Below are 21,731 nucleotides of genomic sequence, written 5' to 3'. Positions count from 1 at the left end.
AAATGTATAACCAACAAAAATTAGTAAGTTTATAAACCGAAAATCCTCCTTAAGGATTTAAACTAAAATGTCTAAGTTGGTTTGAAGACGTACATATACTAAACACCCTATTCATCAACAATTGAACTTTTAACTATTTTTGAGACAAAATTTACATACTCTTTATGCTACATTTTTAGATGGATTAGACATTAAATTTTGATACTCTTTTATGGTTAAATTTCCTAAAGCCGAAATCGAAGATTCGACGAAGTCAATGAAAAATTAAACTATCATGATCCTGTAAAGAAGGATGAAGCCGTGTCATTTCCAAGGCAGCAATACTTGTATCCTGGGCTTTTCATCGTCTCACTTAACGGCCAGCCTATAACTTTTCTGTCATATAAATCAATGATCGTCGTGAGATACAACCAACCCTGACCTGCGGATATACGTAATGTCAGAGACCCAAACCTCTTTGCTGCTTTTAACCTGAAAGTTTTGATTTAAATAATTCTCTACAACAGTGTATCGATGAGAAGAAACCTAACGAAGTGGTTCGGCATAGCCAATTGGTAGTCTTCTTAAATTTTTTCTTTACAATACTTCTCAGGTCACGCACTCTCATCAGTTTGGCAACAAAAGGGCGAGAAGCTCTTATTCCTTTTGATTCCAGTTCCCTTACAATCGGGGGCTTCCATATCTGCTACGGCTCCAATGATAGATACTGAAGATCTCCGCAGATAAAATGGCTCTTCTTTCTGATCGTTTAGTAGGTTTCCAATGATAGAAACTGCTCCTGCTTACCTTTGACACCTCACACATCTTCCCGCCAGGAAACACTCCAGCGTGTTCTTTGATAAATTTATATCTTACCCGTCTCTCCCCAAGAAGATGCCTACCGCATTTTTTAAGATGTCACATTCTAGCTTTGTTTCTTCAAGTTCCTTTCGAAGTCTCAGCAGTTCTTCGCTTAGGATCAGAGGAAATTTGTTTTCCTTTGTAAGCTTACCTTCTTTATGAAGTTTTCGCCAATTGACTAGACTTTCTTTACAAATTCTTGGGACATTAAGGATACATTGCCCCGTTGTCCACTTAAAGATACTGCTTGGATCTTAAATTGACCTCGTCGAATCTTCGATTTCTAGACTGTAATTTTTCTGAGCTTTTTCATACTCTTAAAGTTAAAGAGTATAAGAATCGTGTCCTAACAAAGTTAGCAACTCCACAGAAATCAAGTAAAGAACTTTATGACAAGAACAGATTTGAAAAAGCATTGTACAAAATAATTAAAAATCACAACCGTGACGAAGGCATCTATTGGTCATTGGTTGCGTACTATCTTAATGCTTTGTGTAAGAAGGATTAAAAAGCGACTCCGATTGGCATTCCAATCGGAGTTTTTATGTAAAAAAGTAAAGTAGCATGTGGAATCTTATAAATTTTGTCATTTAAAATCAATGTTTAAAGATGAATGTTTAAAGATGAATTGTATAAAATAAGGTAGATTTTAAGGTGGAAAATGGTCGTATTTTGAAGAAATTTTGTAGATATTTATCTACAACGGCAAATAATTTACGGTATTTTTAATTTATAAATAATTTGATTATAGTATTTTATTAATGTGATAAATATTATGATATATAGTTATATATAAATCTGATAGTAATTTTTGTTTGATTTTTTACAATTGCAATTTTGTAACATATTGATTGTCTATCGATTATATTGAGAAACAGTGCTTTGAATTGCTTGCAGGATTAAAAAATATTTATAGATTTGATAAAAATATATGCCGTTAGTTGGTTGTGTTAAAATATATTTTCAGCACATTTCTAAGATATATATTTCCATCGTTGGTGTTATTACATATTTAACCTAAATATATTTTATTATGTCATTTAAAGCAAAATTCAAAGCCGCTGGTATCGAGCGCAACATCCTGTCTGTAGATTTCGGAATGTTACAGCAGACAGACCCGACAGGAAGGCCTTCTTCCATCGCAAGAGGCGGGAAAATCCACTTAACGGTTGAAGGAACGGGAGCTACCGATCTTTTTGAGTGGATGACGAATTCATTTGAAAGAAAGGACGGGACAGTTACGTTTGTCAAAAGAGACAGTGATGCTACCCTGAAAGAGCTGAAATTCAAAGAAGCTTACATTGTGAAATATACTGAAGATTTTGATTCGACAGGTGAAAATCCGTTAACAGAGTCTTTCGTACTTTCTGCAAAGGAAATCGAGATGGGCAACGCTTCCCACAAAAACGAGTGGGTGTAATCCTACACTGAAAAAACAAATATTTTTATCAGCTTGTCTTCATTTAAAACCTCTCTTTTTTGGAGGGTCGGGAAACTATATCCTTATTCGGAAATTTTAAGACGATCTAAAAGCCTGATGAAAAGTAAAAAATCAATTATTAACGCATTATAATTAAAAAATTATGTCATTTAAAGCAAAATTTAAGGTAGCCGGAAAAGAATTCACTGCACTTAACGTAAGCTACGGATTATTTCAGGAAACAGATGCAACGGGAAGACCGTCAACGGTAACCAGAGGCGGCAAGATAGATGTCGTTGTAGAAGGTACAAACTCAACAGAGCTTTTCGAGTGGATGACCAATTCATTCGAAAGAAAGGACGGAAGCGTTGTTTTTTATAAAAGAGACAGCGACGCTACATTAAAAGAACTGAAATTTACGGAAGGCTATCTGGTAAAACACAAAGAAAACTTTGATTCTACGGGAGAAAATCCTTTGACTGAAACCTTCACGATCTCTGCAAGAAAAATCGAAATGGGAACAGGCGCCTACGAAAACGAATGGCCGGGTTCCTTATAGATTAAAATATGGACGGGCAATATTGTATTGCCCGTTTTTTGGCATTTTTAAGTATAAAATCGGAGTAGTACAGTGTAGCATAAATTGTATAACCTTCAGGTAATTTTATCGCTTATCATTTACAATTAATCATTTATAATTAAAAGTATGTCCTTTTTATCAAAACTAGAATTAGACGGCAACACCTATAATATTTTAGAGTGTAAATATAATTTCATTCAACCCGTTGATGGAACCGGAAAACCGAAAGGAATGCCAAAAGGTGGAGACATCATCATTAAAATTGAAAGTACGGGCAATCCCGAACTTTTAGGATGGATGTTGGATCATAACCAGATGAAGAACGGAAAAATTATTTTTTATCGAAGAGATGCAATGAGCAAACTTCAGGAACTGAATTTTGAAAAAGCATACTGCATCGAGTTTACAGAATGCTTCAATGGTCTTGACAGCCAGCCTTTGCAAATAGAGATGCGTCTGATTGCCAAGAAATTCAACATCAACGGAGCAACTCACGAAAAACAGTGGCTGGAATAATGATGCTGGATAAGTCGTAATTGAGAGTTGGTTTTCATCTGAATAATCAGTAAAAAACTATCATTAATCACTCCTTTTTTATTTCATCATTCATTAATCACCCATCAATAATAAATATAGTATGGAAAACCAAGATTTCTCGGCCATATTTGGCACTTCCCGCAGATTTGAAGACTGGCTTCACGACAAAACAAACCCTTTGGTGTACTGTCTTCTGACCTTAGACGGAAAAGAGTTTATCCGTAAAAACAGCTACACGGTAGAACTGAGCCAGAAAACCAATGACCACGACAGCTTTACGATTGTCGTTCCGGATGATGCCTTAGACACTTTTCAAGGCTATGTGATGGAGAATTCCAAAAATTTGCTCGGAAAAGAAATAGGAATTACCTATTGGCGTTTTGGTACAACTCAGCATTATTTCAGAGGCATTATCGGCAAGATCAGAAACAAAAAAGACGAAGGCGGAGGTTATGGGGATCTTCATATTACAGGTTATGCACCAAGTATTTTGCTGGAAAGCGGAAAAGACTGCCAGAGTTTTGAAGACAAAACGCTGGAGCAGATCATCAAACAGGTTACCGAAGAATATCCGCAGGAAGCTAAAGTAGAAGTTTCCTCCGATCATCTTAATGAATATAATAAAAAAGCCTTTCCTTACACGGTTCAGTACAAAGAATCCGATTACGAATTTATTAAGAGGCTCGCCATCCGTCACGGAGAATATTTCTATTATAACGGCGAAAAACTAATCTTCGGAAATACCGTACAGCCTATTTTGAAATTGGGTGAGAATGTAGATTTAATAGATGTTGAGTTTGAGATGCGGATGCAGGCTCAGGATTTTACATTCATAAGTTATGACACGCAAAGCGGAGCTAAAATAGAAAAGAACAGTAATGGTGAAAGAAGCGAATTCAAGGAAAGCCCATTTCAGGTGATTGCAACCAATGCCTCTAAAAATATTTTTAAGAAGAAGCCAAAAATGCATTTCAACCATACAGGAATCCACGACAGTTCGGAAGGTCAGTTGGAAGAAGCCGTGCGATTAGAAAAAGAAAGGCGTGAAAACCTGATGCAGGTAAAAGGCAGAAGCAAAACTCCGGAACTTAAGATCGGTGGCAGAGCCCAACTTTCGGATATCAACGGCAAAGCGATGGAAACCTATAGGATCATAGAAATCAAGCATGTTTACGAACCTGGTGATTATTACAACGAGTTTGTCGGAATCCCGGATTTGTTCAATGCAGTACCATTTATCGACACCGAAGCCGTACCAAAAGGTGAAGAGCAACCTGCAAGAGTGATGGATAACAACGATCCTATGGGAATGGGAAGAATCCGAGTACAGTTTCCGTGGCAGGAAGATAAGAACCAGACAACGCCTTGGATAAGATTAATTCAGCCCCACTCTGGAGCAGGAAAGGGTTTTCATTTTATTCCTGAGATTGGTGAGGAAGTTTTGGTTGGCTTTGAAGCAGGAAATGCAGAAAAGCCTTTTGTGATGGGGACGCATTATAATGGTGGGGAAACCTCTAGTTTTCATACTGAAGGGAATAATTTGAAGGTTACTAAAACCAGAAGTGGTCACACTATTATTATGGATGACAGTGAAGATAAAATGAGCATTACCATTTTGGATATTTCCGGAAACACCATTTATCTTGACACCGTAAAGAAAAGCATTACGATTACCGCTCCCGAAACCATTGATATTATTTGCAAAAATCTTAATATCAAAGTAGAAAAAAATATGAAAACCAATGTAGGACATAATCAGGAAAATACAATTGGTAAAAACATAAAAACGGTAGCCAAAGAAGAAATAAGCCAAGATAGTGGTAAGAAAACTATTATTGCAAGTGGTGACAATACCGAAATATCTGCAAGGAAAGATTTGGATTTGTATGGTAAGAAAAATTTGATTGGCTTTACTGATGGCAAAACCGAATTTGGCGCAAAGGAACAAATGCACATTTATGGTGCAAATTCTTTAATAACTGCGAAAGACAAGATTGAATACAAAGCTCCGAGTATGAATAAGCTTCCTGAGAATGGAGAGTTCAAGTATGGGAAGGAAAAGAAGATTTTAAGCGTAAAATGGATGTGTAAGGATGCTGAAAACCAAATCGAAAAAGGGTATGTTGGGGAGAAAGTAAGTATTATGGTTCATACACGTAATTATGAAGAGGGAGAAACTTTGTCTATCAACGTCAAGGAAGTAAATGGAAAAGAGGTTGAAGAAGGAAAAACTACTGTTACTTATTCTGGTAAAATTGATGCAAAAGGTTTTGCTATTTTGGAAAAAGAGCTTAAAGAATCTCCAAAAGAAGAAGCCAAAAAAGCAGAACAAATAAAACAAGAAGAAGAAAAAAAAGCCAATCAGATTTATAAAACGGTTAATGGTAAGGGGCTCACTTTTAATGAGTGGAAAGAGTACGAGCAAAAAGCTTGGGAAGAATATCAAAAACATAAGAAAAAATAGAAAAAATGGATGGAAGAACTTTTTTTGTAGAAATTGATGGTGTTGAGTATAAAGATGCTCTTTTAGCAATAGACATTAGTATGGATATATTTGTAAATGAAGATGGTAGAGAAATTGGCAGAGTTCCTAATAAAGGAATACGGACACAAAAAAAAGAAAGAAAGGAAAGAGATATAACACTCGCAGACTTAGAAGTAGATTTGGCATTTGATAGAGGGCAAGCAAACGAAAATGATGTCATTACATTTACAATTACCGCAAAAAATAATGGACCCAATAAGGCAATTGGTGCATATGTAACCAATGCTTTGCCTGATGGATATGCTTTTATCAGTGCTACGCCTTCTGTAGGAACTTGGGCTGATGAACAATGGACAGTTGGAGATTTAGAGGTTAACCAAACAGCAACACTTGTTATGAGAGCAACTGTACTGAACAGCGGAAACTATGTCAATGAAGTACAAATACATTCAACAGATACGTATGATAGATTCCCAACAAATGATATGGAGAAAACAGGAAACAGAGTTTTTGTAATGAAAACCAAAGACAAAACTTTTGATTCCGGAGCTAAAGGAGCTAATCTTTCAGGAAGAGATGTGAGAGATACGGAAACCTTTATTACAACAAACCTACAAAGACCAGAAATGTTTACTGCAGATTGTTTAGCTTACAGAAATACTGTAGAAATTACACCGAAAGAATCCACAAGGCAAGCAATGGTAAATGTTGTGATAAGAGATGATGGCTCTGGCGGTACTTTTGATGTAAAACCCGATAATAATAAAGAGTATGGAGGAGCTATTAATAAGGATGGAGAGGTGTATAATATTAGTGAAGGTGCACTTATAGACCTTTCCAAAGCTACATACGCTTCTGTTTCAATAACTCACAATGTTGGAGATTCTATTTTTCATTCTCATCCAAGTGGTTCATTAGGAGAAGAAAAAAAGAATACAGGTACAAGTGCATCTACCAGTGTCCCAGGATTTGGAGGCGGAGAGGAAACTAAACAATATGGTCACGCTCCTTCTAATGTTTTTGATGATGGTCACGGTCATAAAATGGGGGATGTTTTTTTTGCTGATAATACTATAAGGTATGTTTTTGCAAGAAAGTCCCCACAAAAAGTATATATTTATAATGATGCTGGTGTATTAGCTACACTACCACATCAATATTTTGTAAATTTTAGAAGATAAAAAGATAATATAATGAAGAAAATATTTTTATTATCAGTTTTATTATTACTGAATCTCTCAATTTTCACTGTAAAAGCACAAGAAATTACTTGGGATGATATTTTACTCGAAAGAAGCATAAAAGAATTACACAATATTTTAAGCGCATCTAATGATGATATGGAAAGAGAATTTATGGGAAATCATCTATTAATAAGAGAAGATGGATATTTATTGGATAATCAATACTTTGATACAAATACTACTCGACGAATTAAAGAAAAAAATCTTGGAGATAATTTATTTTGTAATAAAAGAGAGTTTTCAAAAGTTTTTAGTCTTCTCAAGACAAATAAAATTAGTTTTTTAAAAGCAACCGTCAAAAAATTTCACTTTAATTCAAAAAATGAATATTACATTTTTTTTGAAACTATGTCTGCTATTAAGTCAAAAGGTAGCACTATTGATTTTCATTATTATAATACTTATGCAGTGTTTTTATATAAATGGAATGATAATTACAATAAAGGTGATTATGAATTAAACAAATCTCAATTATTTAGAAATTAAAATTATTATAAATATGTTATCCGTAAGAGGCGGTGATACTCCTGTTGAAGTTCCCAATGATATGAAAACCTATCAAAAAAAATAAGGTGATGAATAAAATAAAATTTTTTGCAGAAAAAAATCCAGTCATATGGGCTTTAATAATGGGAATTATTTCTTCTTTCATTTTAATTGTTTGGGGAATATCTCAAATAAAACAAAGCAAAATAAATGCATATTATGAAGATACTAAACCGATACTTGAATTTATAAAACTGATTTTTTATTTTGCATTGCTATTTCTATTCTTCACCCTTTTTTCTTTTATAAAATCTCGTGGGTTTGTATTTCGATTATTAAATATCATTTTATTTTGTACAATACTTTTTGCTATTTATATACAAGCCTCTAATAATTTAGAATATTTAGACGAAAAAATATATTTCATTTCTGTAAAACAATGGACAGAAAATGGATATGAACCGCCCGAAGAAGAAATATCTGATACTTTTTATTGGCTTATTTTTATGTGTCTATCTTTTATCAATGTACTTTTATTAAACCTACTACCAATTAATTTATTAAGTAAAAAGAAATAATTATGGAATATTTTATGAATACTTTTCGGGGATACTATAATGTCACAAGTAAAATTGTTGAAGATGATTATAAGTTTATTGATGAGAATCGTTTAATTAATCCAAAACCAATGGTTTTTGAATATAAGGAATTACAATGGGTAAAAGAAAATTTATATGATTTTGTTCAGAAAAGCTATGAGCTGCTTTCAAAAGAAACTTTGGAGCAAGTAAAAACAGTCAGCATTGAGAATATAAAATCAAGGCCTTATATTTTTACAGCCTATTCTCATACTTTTGATGAAGATATTTATTTGTTAACAATAAAGGACACCAACAATAAAGCATATAATGTTTATATCATTAAATATGAAACGATGGAAGGAATTTACAAAGATGGCGAACTCATTAATCATGATTTGGTCAAAAAAATTCGTTTTGAAAACGAAAAATGGTACAGGAATTTTTTCAGCAATGAAGATGATTATAACAAAAATAAGTATTCTGACAATAAAACAGAATCAACCAAAGAAAAAATTTCAAACAGCAGATACAATACCTTACTATACGAAAAAGAAATTTACAAAACCTTTGAAGGGAAATCTTACACCTATGAAGAATGGAAAATCTTTGAAGAAGAACAATATAAAATATACAATGAGAAAAGAAATAAAAAAGGCTTTTGGGATAACTTATTTGGATAATTAATATAATAAAAAATGCCAAAACATATCACAGATACCACCCAACTAAAATGCGACAAAGGAACAGCAACAACTCCTATTGCAGTAACAAGCCAAACCTTTATGCAGATAGAAGGTAAATTACAGGCAACAGAAGAAGACAAAAAGCCAAATGTAAACATCAAGCCTTTTGGCGTTTGCAGTATTACGAGGTCTTCCTGTTCTCCCGCTCCAATAAAATGGCAAAACACCTCTGTTTTTGAGATAGATGGCAAAAAGGAATTGTTAGATGATTCAACCTGCCAATGTTCTGTTGGTGGTAAAATATCTATAATAAAATCTGCACAAAATTTCTCAGAAGAAGGAGGTAGTAGTATTTATCAGCCAATAGCTTATTCTCCTAATGAAGAGCCAGAAGATAAAATTAATGGATATTACTACAACTACGATGGAAGTTTTGAGGGAAAAGTTGCAGGACAGAAAAACGGTAACGAATCCGATGTTTATGCTTGTGATGGAAAAGGCAAAGAAAAGGACACTTTTGTGAATGCTAAAAAATTGAAAATTAATTATAGTGATTTTGGCAGAGTTTGTAATATTGTTAAGCACGAAGGATTATCAAATGAAGAAAATGAATATATATTTATAGCTCATGCTAATTATAATGAAGGAAAGGATAAAGGAACAACAATGCTTGGAAGGTTAATGACGGGATATTCTTCTGTTGATATTAATGATAAAAAAACTGCATTATCTGATACCAAAGATGATACATTAAGTAAGTACTCACGAAAGGGAGTTATTGATGCCTTGTTAAGAGATATTGATACTTCAAAAATTGACCCAACAGACGGTGCAAGATTTTGGGACGGAGTAGATTTTTTAGCTTGGGGAATAGATACAGAACTTAAGGCAGACAGTAGCTCAAAAACGGGACATAATAAATTTGATGAATATGATTTTGTAAAAATTAAAAAAGGCTTGTATGATAAATTTGTTGCTAAAATAAAACAAAAATATCCTAATGGCACTCCTTACGGTTCATCACATAATCCTAAAACAGACAAAGGCAGTCATATACATAAAAAAACATCACGAGGAATGAGAGCAATATATACAATACCTGCGGATGATTTTAGCAGAAAAGAATATTGGACTACAGGAGATTTTTATTATAAGAATAAGACAAAACAAGCAACTGGTATAATTGCAACACAAGTTGCAGGATATTCAATATTTTGGAAAGAAATTAAATAGAAAATATGAAAGCCTTATACATTTTTTTTATTTTTTCTTATAGCTACTGTTTTGCTCAAAATCACAAAACAATAATAAAGGAAGAATATGTTACTTTAAAGACTTATGAAAATGATAAATTAGTAAAAAGTGATAGAACAAAAAAAACTTTCACTTATGTTTATGACATCAGTTCAAAAAAAGACTCTATATCGTATTATGATATATCTTATGAACCAATAGATAAAATTTCACCCACGATTTTTGTATTAAAGAAAGAACAAAATGAAAATAATTTACTTTTATTAATAAATGAAAATGGGACTTCAGATACATTACATATTTCATTTTTCGATAATTCCAAATCAATAACTATCAATAAGGATATTTATTTTTTAAATTCTTTATATTATAATCAATTAAAAAGCACCATTTTAATTAATAAAAATATTTTAGATTTAATCGACCTTCTAGATGACGATTTAGGAGACTATCCGTATCAATTTAAAGATTTATTAAAAATTACTTCAAATAATAAATATAAGAATAGTAAATTAAAAATTTTAAGTGCAAAAATATATACAACAAGAACACAATCTGATACCCAAGATATCTGGAATGTAAACTACAAGTATAATAAAAATGGTGTATTAATGTATTTAATAAAAAAATCGAATGATGAAGAAATAGGTTATGAAAAAAAATTATTATCCCAAAAAGGAAGAGAATACAAATACAAAATATATAGTAATGTAGAAAGTCGATTTGAGGATAATAATGTGATAGCTTTTGATACTGATAAAAATACTTACAATGCAATTCTGAGTCATTTCCAATTTGGGAAGGTTAAAGAAGAAATTTCACAATTGAAGAGGTTTTCCTTACAAAATTTTGTAGCGGAATAATTCTAACCCGGATAGAAGCGGTTACCCCACAGTAAGCATTGGACTTTTGGCTTTGGCACGAGGAGTATGAGCGGATAGCAGGAATAGCTCCTAAAAAATTACCTCTTATGGAAAACCAAGATTTCTCGGCCATATTTGGCACTTCCCGCAGATTTGAAGACTGGCTTCACGACAAAACAAACCCTTTGGTGTATTGTCTTCTGACCTTAGACGGAAAAGAGTTTATCCGTAAAAACAGCTACACGGTAGAACTGAGCCAGAAAACCAACGATCACGACAGCTTTACGATTGTCGTTCCGGATGATGCCTTAGACACTTTTCAAGGCTATGTGATGGAGAATTCCAAAAATTTGCTCGGAAAAGAAATAGGAATTACCTATTGGCGTTTTGGTACAACTCAGCATTATTTTAGAGGCATTATCGGCAAGATCAGAAACAAAAAAGACGAAGGCGGAGGTTATGGGGATCTTCATATTACAGGTTATGCACCAAGTATTTTGCTGGAAAGCGGAAAAGACTGCCAGAGTTTTGAAGACAAAACGCTGGAGCAGATCATCAAACAGGTTACCGAAGAATATCCGCAGGAAGCTAAAGTAGAAGTTTCCTCCGATCATCTTAATGAATATAATAAAAAAGCCTTTCCTTACACGGTTCAGTACAAAGAATCCGATTACGAATTTATTAAGAGGCTCGCCATCCGTCACGGAGAATATTTCTATTATAACGGCGAAAAACTAATCTTCGGAAATACCGTACAGCCTATTTTGAAATTGGGTGAGAATGTAGATTTAATAGATGTTGAGTTTGAGATGCGGATGCAGGCTCAGGATTTTACATTCATAAGTTATGACACGCAAAGCGGAGCTAAAATAGAAAAGAACAGTAATGGTGAAAGAAGCGAATTCAAGGAAAGCCCATTTCAGGTGATTGCAACCAATGCCTCTAAAAATATTTTTAAGAAGAAGCCAAAAATGCATTTCAACCATACAGGAATCCACGACAGTTCGGAAGGTCAGTTGGAAGAAGCCGTGCGATTAGAAAAAGAAAGGCGTGAAAACCTGATGCAGGTAAAAGGCAGAAGCAAAACTCCGGAACTTAAGATCGGTGGCAGAGCCCAACTTTCGGATATCAACGGCAAAGCGATGGAAACCTATAGGATCATAGAAATCAAGCATGTTTACGAACCTGGTGATTATTACAACGAGTTTGTCGGAATCCCGGATTTGTTCAATGCAGTACCATTTATCGACACCGAAGCCGTACCAAAAGGTGAAGAGCAACCTGCAAGAGTGATGGATAACAACGATCCTATGGGAATGGGAAGAATCCGAGTACAGTTTCCGTGGCAGGAAGATAAGAACCAGACAACGCCTTGGATAAGATTAATTCAGCCCCACTCTGGAGCAGGAAAGGGTTTTCATTTTATCCCTGAGATTGGTGAGGAAGTTTTGGTTGGCTTTGAAGCAGGAAATGCAGAAAAGCCTTTTGTGATGGGGACGCATTATAATGGAAGCGAGACAAGTTCTTACCACACCAGTGGAAACGACAAGAAGGTGATTCACACAAGATCAGGAACCAAGATTATCTTAAACGACGCTGAAGGTTCTGTTTTTATAGAAGATCCGAGCGGGAATACTTATCTGATGGACGGACAGGGAAATATTAATGTGAATGCACCGAAGAATATGAGTTTTACGGCGGGAGAGAATGTACTGATCAATGCAGGAAATAATATTATAGCTTCAGCTCAAAAGAATGTAAATATTTTAGCTGGAGAAGATATTACAGAAACAGCTAATGACGATTATAATCTTACAGCGAGTAATATTATAGAAACGGCTGAAGTGGGAAGAAGCTCTATGGCTAAAAAAATTACTGAAAACATGCAATCTGGGGCTTACATAAGCACGAAAGAAGCCATTAATGTAGAAAGTGCCAAAGAAGTAAACGTCAATAGTGGAAAACAAGTGAAAATGCAATAATATGGCTGGAGAAGGTGGAAATATTATACGCAATGTATTTGGGAAATCTTACAAAGAAGCGGAATCTATAACCAAAGACGCTTCTAAAGGAAGTTTGGAATTTAAATCCCCTACAGAAACTACTTTTCATGGGAAAAATGGAGGAAAGAAATTTGATGAGTATCAGACAAAAAAGGATCAAACTTTATTGGTTATTAAAGTAGAAGGCCCATTGGATGATAATGGTAAAAAATTGGAAGAAACTAAAGAGGGATTGAAATACTGGTTTAAAGCAACTTTTAATAGATCTGCTTCGAAGAGTGAATATAGAAAACTTGCATGGTTATATAAAATAAATGGAATCCCAATTCCTTGGATTGTTGATTATTCTTTGTTAAATGGAAATACTCAAACTATACAGGTAAAGATTCCTTGCTATAATATGCGTGTATATGCATATTTTAAAAGTCCAACAGACAAGGTAAGTGTTGAAGTTAAAATAAATAATCCATTACCTGTATATATAGATAGATTTAAAATCAAAGGATTAGATAGACAAGGGAAAAACATGGCTGATGATTTATGTTATGGAGTTGGTGTATCGAATCAATATCCTGCCCGTTATACAATAAAAGATATTGAAAGTAAAGGTATATGGATTAAAGGAGAAATTAGAGATAAGACAAATGATGAACTATGGATAGGCTTTAAAAGAATGGTAAAGGATCTATTTTCAGTTGGAGAATTAGAGACTGTGGCGTTGGACATGATTGAAAAATTCAAACGAAGCGAAGGAGGAGAATATACCAATTCAATACTTACTAAATATGTTCAAAATCACCCATCAACAACGAGATTTTGTTTAAGTATTGAAGACGAAATTGCAGAGAGATTAAATAAGTATAAGGGAACAACTAATATTGAAGATGCACAAATTCATTTTACAGATAATGAAAGTGGAAAATTTGGGAAAAGAAGTTGGGGACATCCACAGTTTTCAACATTGAAAGATACCTTTTATGGAGGACTTACAATATGTATGAATGATACGTGGGCATATGAAATAAAGCTAATAAAATTCAACAAATTTGATAATGGCAATTATGAGGCAACATATAAGATTGCTCTCTATGATCATTTTGGACTTGATATGCCCGATATAGAAAAAAAATTATTACTATCTAATGGGATTTAGATATTGGTTTATTTTACAACACATTAGAGGCTTTAAACCATTTGTAACAAAAGTTGAGTTCGAAAAAACATTCAAAGAAAATATTTCTATTGGAAAAACACAAAGGGAAAATAGTAGAAGGCTTGAAAAAGAAAGAGAAGATAGGTTACGAAATATGGGAAGAAAAAGACCTGGAGAAATTTAATTTTTTCAAATTGATTCTCTAAAGAAAAATAGGTATAACTACCTATTCAAACACTTTATAAAAAATAAATAATGAAGCATTTAAAATTTATAAAAATTCTCGCAATTTTCATTTTGTGTTTTATTATCATGGGTTGTGATGATAAGAGGGTTGAATTTATCTCTTTAGATAAATTAACTTTTACAAATGATTACTATAAGGACTCTGTAAAGACTTCGTATTACATTTTAATTAATAATCCCAATTCTGTGAAAGATTCGTTGAAGTATGACATAGTAAATTATGTGAAAAGTAGGTTGAAGCATGAGAAGATATTAATGCAAAAAAATATTACTTCTGTTGACTTTGTTTTTTACAAAAAAACAAATAACACTTCTTACTTTATGAAAAACAAGGAAGATACCGGAGGGTTTTCAAGTGAAGAAATTTCACATTATAAAGAAGATTATATCGCTAACTACTATGTTCAAAAGTGTAACAAAGGAACAATTGAGAAAATTTACTTTTATGACTTGCCGGAAGAAGTTATCGTAAACAATTGTAAAAATTAAAATTAATTTTTTTAAATGGATACTCAAATAAAACCAAGTCAAAAATATACAGAAACCGCTATGCTTTACAAGGTAAAGCAAAACGTAAGTGTTAACTTTCAAGAGAAAAAAGAACTAATTACAAGTTTTGTTTTCAGTATTTGTCAGCATAAAAGAAAAATCTCTAATATGGGTCTTTGACAGAACTTATGACAGTTCATATCCTACGGATAACATCTATTTGGATTTCCTATTGGCGGTGCGGCAGTTGGAATAGAAACAGGTCCTGATGCGCTGATTACAGGTGCTGTAGGAGCACTAATATTTGGAACAGCTGGCTATTTTGGAGCAGATTGGGTAGCGGATCATATTGATGAAAATTAGAAGAAATTATGTTTAATTTATTTACTAAAAAATTTTGGTGTCATTTTTATTTGTCAAGCGAATTATATTACCTTGTAAAAGATATTAATCCTGATACGATTAGCATTTTTTTTAAAAATGAAAATATTACTTTCTCTAGGTTAAAGATTTACAATATTTCAAATAAACTGATTTATATCTCAATTGCCTTTGAAGAAGAAAAAAGTATTTCTCAATTTAAAAATTATATTTCCAAATTTAAAGAGCCCTTTCCACCAAATTATTTTTTATTCTCTTACTGTATCACTTTTATTAGTGTTTTCTATTCTAATTGTTTTTAGAAATAAAAAACAGTAAACAAATTGGTGCTAAATTTTGGCAAGATGGGGATCATGCATTATGGAATTCAACTGGAGCATTAAATGGTGTAAAAGCAGGAACTTGGCCAGTTGGAGTACCTTCTACATATGATAAATATATACCAATTAAATGATGAGCAAAATAAAAAAAGCACTAATAATAAGCTTAATATCTGTAATAATCGGAGGTTTACAAATGGCTGTTTTTTTGCCTGATGGAACATCTTGTATAGACGGAAAAAGTTCTTTGCTGGAGGGATTTTTATTCTTTATGCCGATTCAGTTTATTTTGGTTTTTTGTTTGAGCTTAGTAAATAAAAAATGTATCATTTATTTGATTCTATTAATGGTGTTTATATTTTGGATTTTTATTAATAAAAATGAATTTACAAATAGACATGCTTGCTGGTCTACTTTTACGGAAGGTGAAATTATTAAAGCAGTTTTATTAAAATCTTCTTTTACATGTTCGCTATGCATTTGCGCATTATATTTGGCTATTATGAGATTTATAAAATGAAAGATTGACAATAGACTAATAGGATCTAGACCTTAATAATGAAATATTATTTTAAAATTTTTATGCTACTTATTAGAGGATTTTGACAGTAGTAAGAGGGCTATAAACATAAAAAAACACAAAGAAAATGGCAAAAAAAGGATATATCATCGTAGAAGGTGCAAAAGCGTTTTGTTCTAGTGCACAGGTAATTAAAAATAAAGGAACCGCAGTACCTATAAAAGTCACAAGCCAGAAAAAAAAATTAGGTAAAAATAAATATTTTGCTCAGGAAAAACCTATCGCTACCTATTTAGATGACAAAGCTGAAAATTTTAATAATGGTCAAGGTTTTGTAATGTGTCAAGATCCTAAAAATACATCTACGGGATATTCTCCTTGTAAAGCGAAATGCAGTATAAAATACAAAGACTATTATGAAAATGTAGAATTCAATAAGAGTATGAAGGTACTTTTGGATGTATCGACCGGCACTTGCCCAGGATATGGAGTTCCGGGTACTATTCAGTTTGCAACGACAGGACAATCCAACAACGCATCTCAAATCGATGTAAAAGAAGCGGATGAATTTTCCGTAGCCAATGCTTCTCCACAATGGGAAACTAAAGATCTTGCTGATAAAACCAAAGTATCCGTAAGTTCTATTTCAATGATTTCCCCGATTCCTATTACAGAACTAAAAGATACGTACTATTATATTCAGCAGGCAAATAATTCATGGAGTCCGTTTTCAAATTTTAATATCCTTACTCCGAAACTTACATTAAAAGCAAATTTCAAAGGAGAGGTTACAAAAATTATTTGGACACTTTTTAAAGGAGAAGGCGTAAAAGATAAAGTGAAAACTTTTATTGGATTAGGAGCTACATTTAATCAGGATTTGGATAAAGTTTTTCAAAATTTGGAAGAAGGAAAATACAAGATTGAAGCTTACGGAGGAAAACCCGGAGATGCCAAATGCACCCTTGATATAGAAGTTGTAAAAGACTTTGTAAAAAAAATAACCATTCCTGCCTCTTCTATTATCAATATTCCCGTTCCGGTATCTCTTGAACGTAAGGTTGGATCTCCATTAGAGCAAGGCAGAATTTTAAATAAATCAATACAAACTTCAGTTATTCCTTCTGCCTATTGGAGAATAAAAGAAGGAAATAATATTTTGCACAATACTTTTGCAGGAACTACTTCTCCCAACATAGTGTCTGTAATATCATCCCCCTCGGGAATCTTAGTAACCTTTAAAAACAAAGGGAAATATATCATAGAAGCGTTTACTAACCCTAATGAAACCAAGCCGGAAACGGCAACAATAGAAATTAAAAGTACTTTAGGGATAGAAACCATAGATCATGGGAGTTCCTTACTAAGATATAATGACAATTTTTCTGTTTGGGTAAAAGGTTTTAATGCAATATACATCCCCGATGGTGCTTTTAAAACTGTGAACTGGTATCTGAAAAAAGAAGGAACCGGTAGATTACGGGCTCTTGAAAATTCAGCTTCATTCAAAGCCTTAAAAATAAATAAACGAATAGATGAATTTCTTTTCCGTGATGCAGGTCTTATAAACGGTAACTATTTTGGGAAATATTCCATAGAAGCCTATGCAAATCCTTTAGGAGCAGGAAAAGAACCGCAATTCAGCGGAGGAGACTGCTTCAATTTTGAGGTTATCAGGAATTCCATAGATCAACTTGCAATTCCTGCAACTACAGTACCGCAGGGAACAAAAGTAAAATATACAGCCACCGCAAGAATATCTCCACTAGTAAGCGGAGAAACCATAAGAGTAGAAGTACCGCAAGGAGTTACCAATAACGGAGATGGTACACTTACTTTTACCGAATTGGGAGAATTTACCATTTCTGCTCACATGGAAGGACAACATACTGATCCAAAAGTAACGGAAACTAAAATAAAAGTGGCTCATCCAAAGCTAAAACGAGCGCTTTGGGCTTATGGAACAGGAATAAAAAGAACCGAAACCGGCTATGAAGAAGAGACCTACGGATTTTTAGAGATTGACGGACTGCAAAACCAAGCCCTGAAAGTGAAAATTTGGGTAAAAGGACAAGAAGATGGTTTTTATCAAGAACCTGCAAAATATATGCTGGAAGAAAAACCGGTAACGCTGAACAGTGAGGGTAAAGCATCCTTCCAAATTACCACAAATGCAACCTATAAAGAAAAAATAGAAAAAGCCATCCCCAAAACCGCAGATAATCCCAATCCGCAATACAGGTTGGTTTTTACCATAGAACCGCAGATTGCCTCTACAGGAGATATTATTTTTCCTTCCAATCTTTCCATTGAAGGAACAAAATCGGTTACAATACAGCGTGGTACCACTCTATTGGAAGTTTTAGAACCTAATGAAGAACTTACTCTTACTACAGAACAGAAAATAGTTTCCATCATTTTTTCTACGGAAGACGGAAAAGACATTCAGCGTACACAAACATTCTACGGGAAAACCCACAAACTTTGGGTGCATACTGTAAATATGCAGGAGGAAACATTGAAAGTAGATGTTTTTAAAGAAGTTCCTAAAGAAGGGATGAATGAAGTGAATCACATCATTTACACCCACGAAAGCAAACAGAGCTACAACGAAGAAAAAGTAGGCAAAGATGGTTTGTTGGAAGTTTCCTTCACTGCAAAAGAAGAATGGAAGACGCCACCAAAGAATTTTGATTATTACATTGCCCAGGTTTCCCGACAACTGAAAGATCCTGCTGATCCTAACAAAAAGATATGGAAAGCAGATAAAATACAGGTTACTATTAATGATACTCTTCCGGCCGATCTAGTAAGAACAGAAGATATGGAAAAGTTGGGTATAAAAGCTTACAAACAAGACGGAACCCCTTTCACACAGGCAGAAATGTTGGAACTGAGAAAACAATTTATTTTCTATCAGCAAGGATGTTTGAAAGTATCACAATTAACAACCCCGGAAGCCATAGAAAATGATGTAGTTCCTGTGGTGGTGGAAATGGCGGAGGCGAAAACAGAAGGAGGAGAATGCCAAAGATGTAGAACTAAAATAACTCTACCAGAGCTACAGCAAGTTTTTTTTAATGGTAGTAAATCACTTATGGAAAAATGTTTACCATATATTAACGAGTATTTTGAGAAGTTTCAAATAAATACATGTAAGCGCAAAGCCCATTTTTTTGCTCAAGTAAGAACGGAAACAGATTTAGTGACATTAACTGAAAGTTTAAACTATAAATATGAAACTCTTTTAAATAGTGATTTATCATATTATAGTGGAAATGTAGAAAGATGCAGACGAGATGCACATAATGATAGAGCCATTGGGATCAATGCTTATGGTAATAAAAATGGAAATAGAGTGGGGACTGAGGATGGTTATGTTTTCAGAGGAAGAGGCTTTATCATGATAACAGGTAGAAATAACTATGAAGGGTTTCAAAAATTTTATAATAAGCATAGAGAAGAGTTAGGATTACCAAAAGAAAAATTTGTAGCATTGGATGGAAATTATTTGGAAGAGCACCCTGAAAAATTGGCAGAAGAAAAATATGCAGTTTTATCCGGAATAGGTTTTTGGATAGACAAAAACTTAAATGAAATTGTTACTGCAGGAACAGATGAATTAAAAGTAATAAATGATTTAGTTGATAATATAAATTCAAAGACTAAATCAAGAGATAAGAGGAGAGGCTCATACCAAGGAGGGAAATATACTTATAAAAACAAAGAATATACTTATGAAATCGGTACCAAGAAAATTTTCAAGGTTGATGAATGTGGAAAAAACGATACGGTAACTTCTTTAAGTTTAGAAAATTCTGATTTGAAAATTAAGGAGGGCATTGAATGGCTTTTAACAAAAGCCATTTCTCAAGATGATGTAGCTAATGGTGTGGTATATAAAGTTCCTTATGAAAATGATCAAAACAGAACGTTGGCTAATGGTGAAAATACAATGGATTGTTCTGAACTTATATGTAGATATTTAGCAAAAATAGAATGGTGTTCAAAAGGATGGGCAGCAGGAACTGCTGTGCTTTACGATTATGCTCAAGATAGTGCAAGCTATTTAGTAAAACATGATAATCTAAGTTACAAGCCGCAAATAGGAGATATTTTTATATGGAAGAATTTAAGTGGCGGAATGGGACACACTGGAGTTATTATAGATTACGATGAAGAAAACGACGTGGTTTCAACAATAGAGGCTATATCTTCAACTGAAAAACCTATTGGATTGGATAAGTCTATAAGAATGCGAGGTGTTACTAAGCTAAAGTGGAAAAGACTTTCAAGTCATCTACTCTCACATGCTCTCACAAAGAAAAATAAAAGTGGTGGTACAGATAGCTTAACTAGTTGTAGATTTTATACTCCCATGCTTCATTATTCAAAAGTAGATAAATTAATGAAATGGACGAGTAGTTCAGCATATAAAATTGATATAATAAAAAGATAAACAGATGAATACGAATACCAATAAATTTTTTCTTCTATTATTTACACTAATCTATTGCGTTAGTTGTTCACAAAACAAAGAGAATCATAGTATAATACAAGATAATACCACAACTATGAAAAATGATAATAAAGATAAAAACATGAAAGAGATTGAAAATCAAATTAAGTTACAAAGAAGCTATACTTGTGGTGATATTTCGGAATCTGATGAATATGTTTTTAGTAAAAAAGATTTGGATATATTACTTCCTTTAATTGAAGAAATGTTGCAATCCAATGGTTATATGAAGCCAGATTATGCAAAATTTAAAGAGGTTATTGAAAGAAAATTTCATATAAATATTGATGAAACATCTGATGATATATTTATAATTAATCGAAATGATTTTGTTCAGTATAAGGGAAGTTTAGACGAAAATTTATATGATTTATGTTTGACGAACCTTTTTATAGATAAGAAAAGAAAATTCGTAACACCAATGCTTTTATTAGAGAATATTTATGACTCAAAATCGCAAAAAATAAAACAAAATCTTAAAATATCATTATTTAATAAATATTTATTTAATAATGATAAATCAGGAGTATCATATTTGGTAAATAATGAATCAGAATTTATGTATGATATACTGGTTCTATTTAGGTTTGATGACATTGTAAAATCTAATAAAAAATCTCTTAACATTTTTTATTCAAATATGGAGATGGGCGATAAGTATAAAATTGGCGATGTAATATTTAATAAAAACAAGAAAGAGAATTTATTTATATGTAATAATTTGCTGTCAACATTTTCTGATTTGTTTAATGAAAATAAAGAAATTCAAAAAATTCTCCCTTTAAAATACTATAGTTCGAGACTTATTGATAATCAAAGAAAAGATATTTTTAAAGAAAAAGAAAAAATGAAAATATTGGCTTATTTGGCAAATATATATGATTCATTATTCAAGCAATATCATCATGATGGACAAAATTGGGGAGAAATGACCATATTGGCAGATTATCGAGATTATCTTGATAAAGAAGAATGGGAAAAAGTAAAACAAGAATATCAGAAAAACAATTATTATAATCTACCCAACTTAAAAGCAATGGTTGACTATGCTGATATGTTTGATAGTGTGGGAGCTCCAGATTAAATCAAGCAAAAACACATAGGATACTAGCCTATAAACAAGACGG

General features: G+C 32.9%; 19 protein-coding genes. All 19 read left to right on the top strand.

Features of this window, described 5'->3' with window-relative positions; all coding sequences use genetic code 11:
- The first annotated feature begins 1,873 nt into the window (after positions 1-1,873).
- The 19 genes from tssD (BLT30_RS17955) to BLT30_RS17875 all read left to right on the top strand — a co-directional run bounded on the left by tssD (BLT30_RS17955) (position 1,874) and on the right by BLT30_RS17875 (position 21,688).
- Positions 1,874-2,260 carry a type VI secretion system tube protein TssD gene (tssD, locus tag BLT30_RS17955; protein WP_089875225.1) on the top strand — a complete coding sequence of 129 codons (387 nt, stop codon included), beginning with the start codon at positions 1,874-1,876 and terminating at the stop codon, positions 2,258-2,260.
- Positions 2,261-2,423: 163 nt separating this feature from the next.
- Positions 2,424-2,819, top strand: a complete 396-nt coding sequence (gene tssD, locus BLT30_RS17950) for a type VI secretion system tube protein TssD (RefSeq protein WP_089875224.1) — start codon at positions 2,424-2,426, stop codon at positions 2,817-2,819.
- 147 nt (positions 2,820-2,966) lie between these two features.
- The gene (tssD, locus tag BLT30_RS17945) at positions 2,967-3,356 is read left to right on the top strand and encodes a type VI secretion system tube protein TssD (protein WP_089875222.1); all 390 of its coding nucleotides are present in this window, start codon (positions 2,967-2,969) and stop codon (positions 3,354-3,356) included.
- Between the two features lie 121 nt (positions 3,357-3,477).
- On the top strand, positions 3,478-5,841 hold the full coding sequence (locus tag BLT30_RS17940; RefSeq protein WP_089875221.1) for a type VI secretion system Vgr family protein: 2,364 nt from the start codon (positions 3,478-3,480) through the stop codon (positions 5,839-5,841).
- Between the two features lie 5 nt (positions 5,842-5,846).
- Positions 5,847-7,043 (top strand): DUF11 domain-containing protein, encoded by a 1,197-nt coding sequence (locus BLT30_RS17935; RefSeq protein WP_089875219.1) that lies wholly within the window; start codon positions 5,847-5,849, stop codon positions 7,041-7,043.
- 12 nt (positions 7,044-7,055) lie between these two features.
- Positions 7,056-7,592, top strand: a complete 537-nt coding sequence (locus BLT30_RS17930) for a hypothetical protein (RefSeq protein WP_089875217.1) — start codon at positions 7,056-7,058, stop codon at positions 7,590-7,592.
- An 89-nt stretch (positions 7,593-7,681) separates the two neighbouring features.
- Positions 7,682-8,170, top strand: coding sequence for a hypothetical protein (locus tag BLT30_RS17925; RefSeq protein WP_139166721.1), 489 nt, complete (start codon positions 7,682-7,684; stop codon positions 8,168-8,170).
- A 2-nt stretch (positions 8,171-8,172) separates the two neighbouring features.
- A complete protein-coding gene (locus tag BLT30_RS17920; RefSeq protein ID WP_089875214.1) occupies positions 8,173-8,853 on the top strand; it encodes a hypothetical protein in 681 nt (226 codons plus the stop codon).
- A 15-nt stretch (positions 8,854-8,868) separates the two neighbouring features.
- Positions 8,869-10,089: a DUF4280 domain-containing protein gene (locus tag BLT30_RS18455; protein ID WP_089875213.1), complete on the top strand. Its 1,221-nt coding sequence runs from the start codon at positions 8,869-8,871 to the stop codon at positions 10,087-10,089.
- 5 nt (positions 10,090-10,094) lie between these two features.
- Positions 10,095-10,973, top strand: coding sequence for a hypothetical protein (locus BLT30_RS17910; protein ID WP_089875211.1), 879 nt, complete (start codon positions 10,095-10,097; stop codon positions 10,971-10,973).
- Positions 10,974-11,080: 107 nt separating this feature from the next.
- The gene (locus BLT30_RS17905) at positions 11,081-12,955 is read left to right on the top strand and encodes a type VI secretion system Vgr family protein (RefSeq protein WP_089875209.1); all 1,875 of its coding nucleotides are present in this window, start codon (positions 11,081-11,083) and stop codon (positions 12,953-12,955) included.
- 1 nt (position 12,956) lies between these two features.
- Positions 12,957-14,129 carry a DUF3289 family protein gene (locus BLT30_RS17900; protein WP_089875208.1) on the top strand — a complete coding sequence of 391 codons (1,173 nt, stop codon included), beginning with the start codon at positions 12,957-12,959 and terminating at the stop codon, positions 14,127-14,129.
- Entirely contained in the window at positions 14,119-14,313 is a 195-nt protein-coding gene (locus tag BLT30_RS18125; RefSeq protein WP_139166719.1) for a hypothetical protein, read from the top strand. Before BLT30_RS17900 ends, BLT30_RS18125 begins: the two co-directional genes overlap by 11 nt.
- Positions 14,314-14,384: 71 nt before the next feature.
- Positions 14,385-14,864, top strand: coding sequence for a hypothetical protein (locus BLT30_RS17895; protein WP_139166717.1), 480 nt, complete (start codon positions 14,385-14,387; stop codon positions 14,862-14,864).
- 15 nt (positions 14,865-14,879) lie between these two features.
- Complete coding sequence (locus tag BLT30_RS18255) at positions 14,880-15,044, top strand: hypothetical protein (protein WP_175487232.1); 165 nt, start codon at positions 14,880-14,882, stop codon at positions 15,042-15,044.
- Positions 15,045-15,537: 493 nt separating this feature from the next.
- Complete coding sequence (locus BLT30_RS18250; protein ID WP_175487231.1) at positions 15,538-15,699, top strand: hypothetical protein; 162 nt, start codon at positions 15,538-15,540, stop codon at positions 15,697-15,699.
- A complete protein-coding gene (locus tag BLT30_RS17885; RefSeq protein WP_089875202.1) occupies positions 15,696-16,085 on the top strand; it encodes an MFS transporter in 390 nt (129 codons plus the stop codon). The genes BLT30_RS18250 and BLT30_RS17885 overlap by 4 nt, the downstream gene beginning before the upstream one ends.
- A 127-nt stretch (positions 16,086-16,212) precedes the next feature.
- Positions 16,213-20,544: a PAAR-like protein gene (locus BLT30_RS17880; RefSeq protein WP_089875200.1), complete on the top strand. Its 4,332-nt coding sequence runs from the start codon at positions 16,213-16,215 to the stop codon at positions 20,542-20,544.
- A gap of 115 nt (positions 20,545-20,659) precedes the next feature.
- On the top strand, positions 20,660-21,688 hold the full coding sequence (locus BLT30_RS17875) for a hypothetical protein (RefSeq protein WP_139166715.1): 1,029 nt from the start codon (positions 20,660-20,662) through the stop codon (positions 21,686-21,688).
- Positions 21,689-21,731 lie beyond the last annotated feature (43 nt).

This window comes from Epilithonimonas hungarica, assembly GCF_900102265.1.
Classification (GTDB): Bacteria; Bacteroidota; Bacteroidia; order Flavobacteriales; family Weeksellaceae; genus Epilithonimonas; species Epilithonimonas hungarica.
This window is presented reverse-complemented; position numbering and strand designations above follow the sequence as displayed.

Coding starts and splice junctions, on each gene's coding strand:
- BLT30_RS17930 (WP_089875217.1), top strand. CDS start 7,056: ATGAAGAAAATATTTTTATTATCAGTTTTATTATTACTGAATCTCTCA.
- BLT30_RS17885 (WP_089875202.1), top strand. CDS start 15,696: ATGATGAGCAAAATAAAAAAAGCACTAATAATAAGCTTAATATCTGTA.
- tssD (WP_089875225.1), top strand. CDS start 1,874: ATGTCATTTAAAGCAAAATTCAAAGCCGCTGGTATCGAGCGCAACATC.
- BLT30_RS18125 (WP_139166719.1), top strand. CDS start 14,119: ATGGGATTTAGATATTGGTTTATTTTACAACACATTAGAGGCTTTAAA.
- BLT30_RS17920 (WP_089875214.1), top strand. CDS start 8,173: ATGGAATATTTTATGAATACTTTTCGGGGATACTATAATGTCACAAGT.
- BLT30_RS17940 (WP_089875221.1), top strand. CDS start 3,478: ATGGAAAACCAAGATTTCTCGGCCATATTTGGCACTTCCCGCAGATTT.
- BLT30_RS17895 (WP_139166717.1), top strand. CDS start 14,385: ATGAAGCATTTAAAATTTATAAAAATTCTCGCAATTTTCATTTTGTGT.
- BLT30_RS17925 (WP_139166721.1), top strand. CDS start 7,682: ATGAATAAAATAAAATTTTTTGCAGAAAAAAATCCAGTCATATGGGCT.
- BLT30_RS17910 (WP_089875211.1), top strand. CDS start 10,095: ATGAAAGCCTTATACATTTTTTTTATTTTTTCTTATAGCTACTGTTTT.
- BLT30_RS17875 (WP_139166715.1), top strand. CDS start 20,660: ATGAAAAATGATAATAAAGATAAAAACATGAAAGAGATTGAAAATCAA.
- tssD (WP_089875224.1), top strand. CDS start 2,424: ATGTCATTTAAAGCAAAATTTAAGGTAGCCGGAAAAGAATTCACTGCA.
- BLT30_RS18255 (WP_175487232.1), top strand. CDS start 14,880: ATGGATACTCAAATAAAACCAAGTCAAAAATATACAGAAACCGCTATG.
- BLT30_RS17900 (WP_089875208.1), top strand. CDS start 12,957: ATGGCTGGAGAAGGTGGAAATATTATACGCAATGTATTTGGGAAATCT.
- BLT30_RS17935 (WP_089875219.1), top strand. CDS start 5,847: ATGGATGGAAGAACTTTTTTTGTAGAAATTGATGGTGTTGAGTATAAA.
- tssD (WP_089875222.1), top strand. CDS start 2,967: ATGTCCTTTTTATCAAAACTAGAATTAGACGGCAACACCTATAATATT.
- BLT30_RS17905 (WP_089875209.1), top strand. CDS start 11,081: ATGGAAAACCAAGATTTCTCGGCCATATTTGGCACTTCCCGCAGATTT.
- BLT30_RS17880 (WP_089875200.1), top strand. CDS start 16,213: ATGGCAAAAAAAGGATATATCATCGTAGAAGGTGCAAAAGCGTTTTGT.
- BLT30_RS18455 (WP_089875213.1), top strand. CDS start 8,869: ATGCCAAAACATATCACAGATACCACCCAACTAAAATGCGACAAAGGA.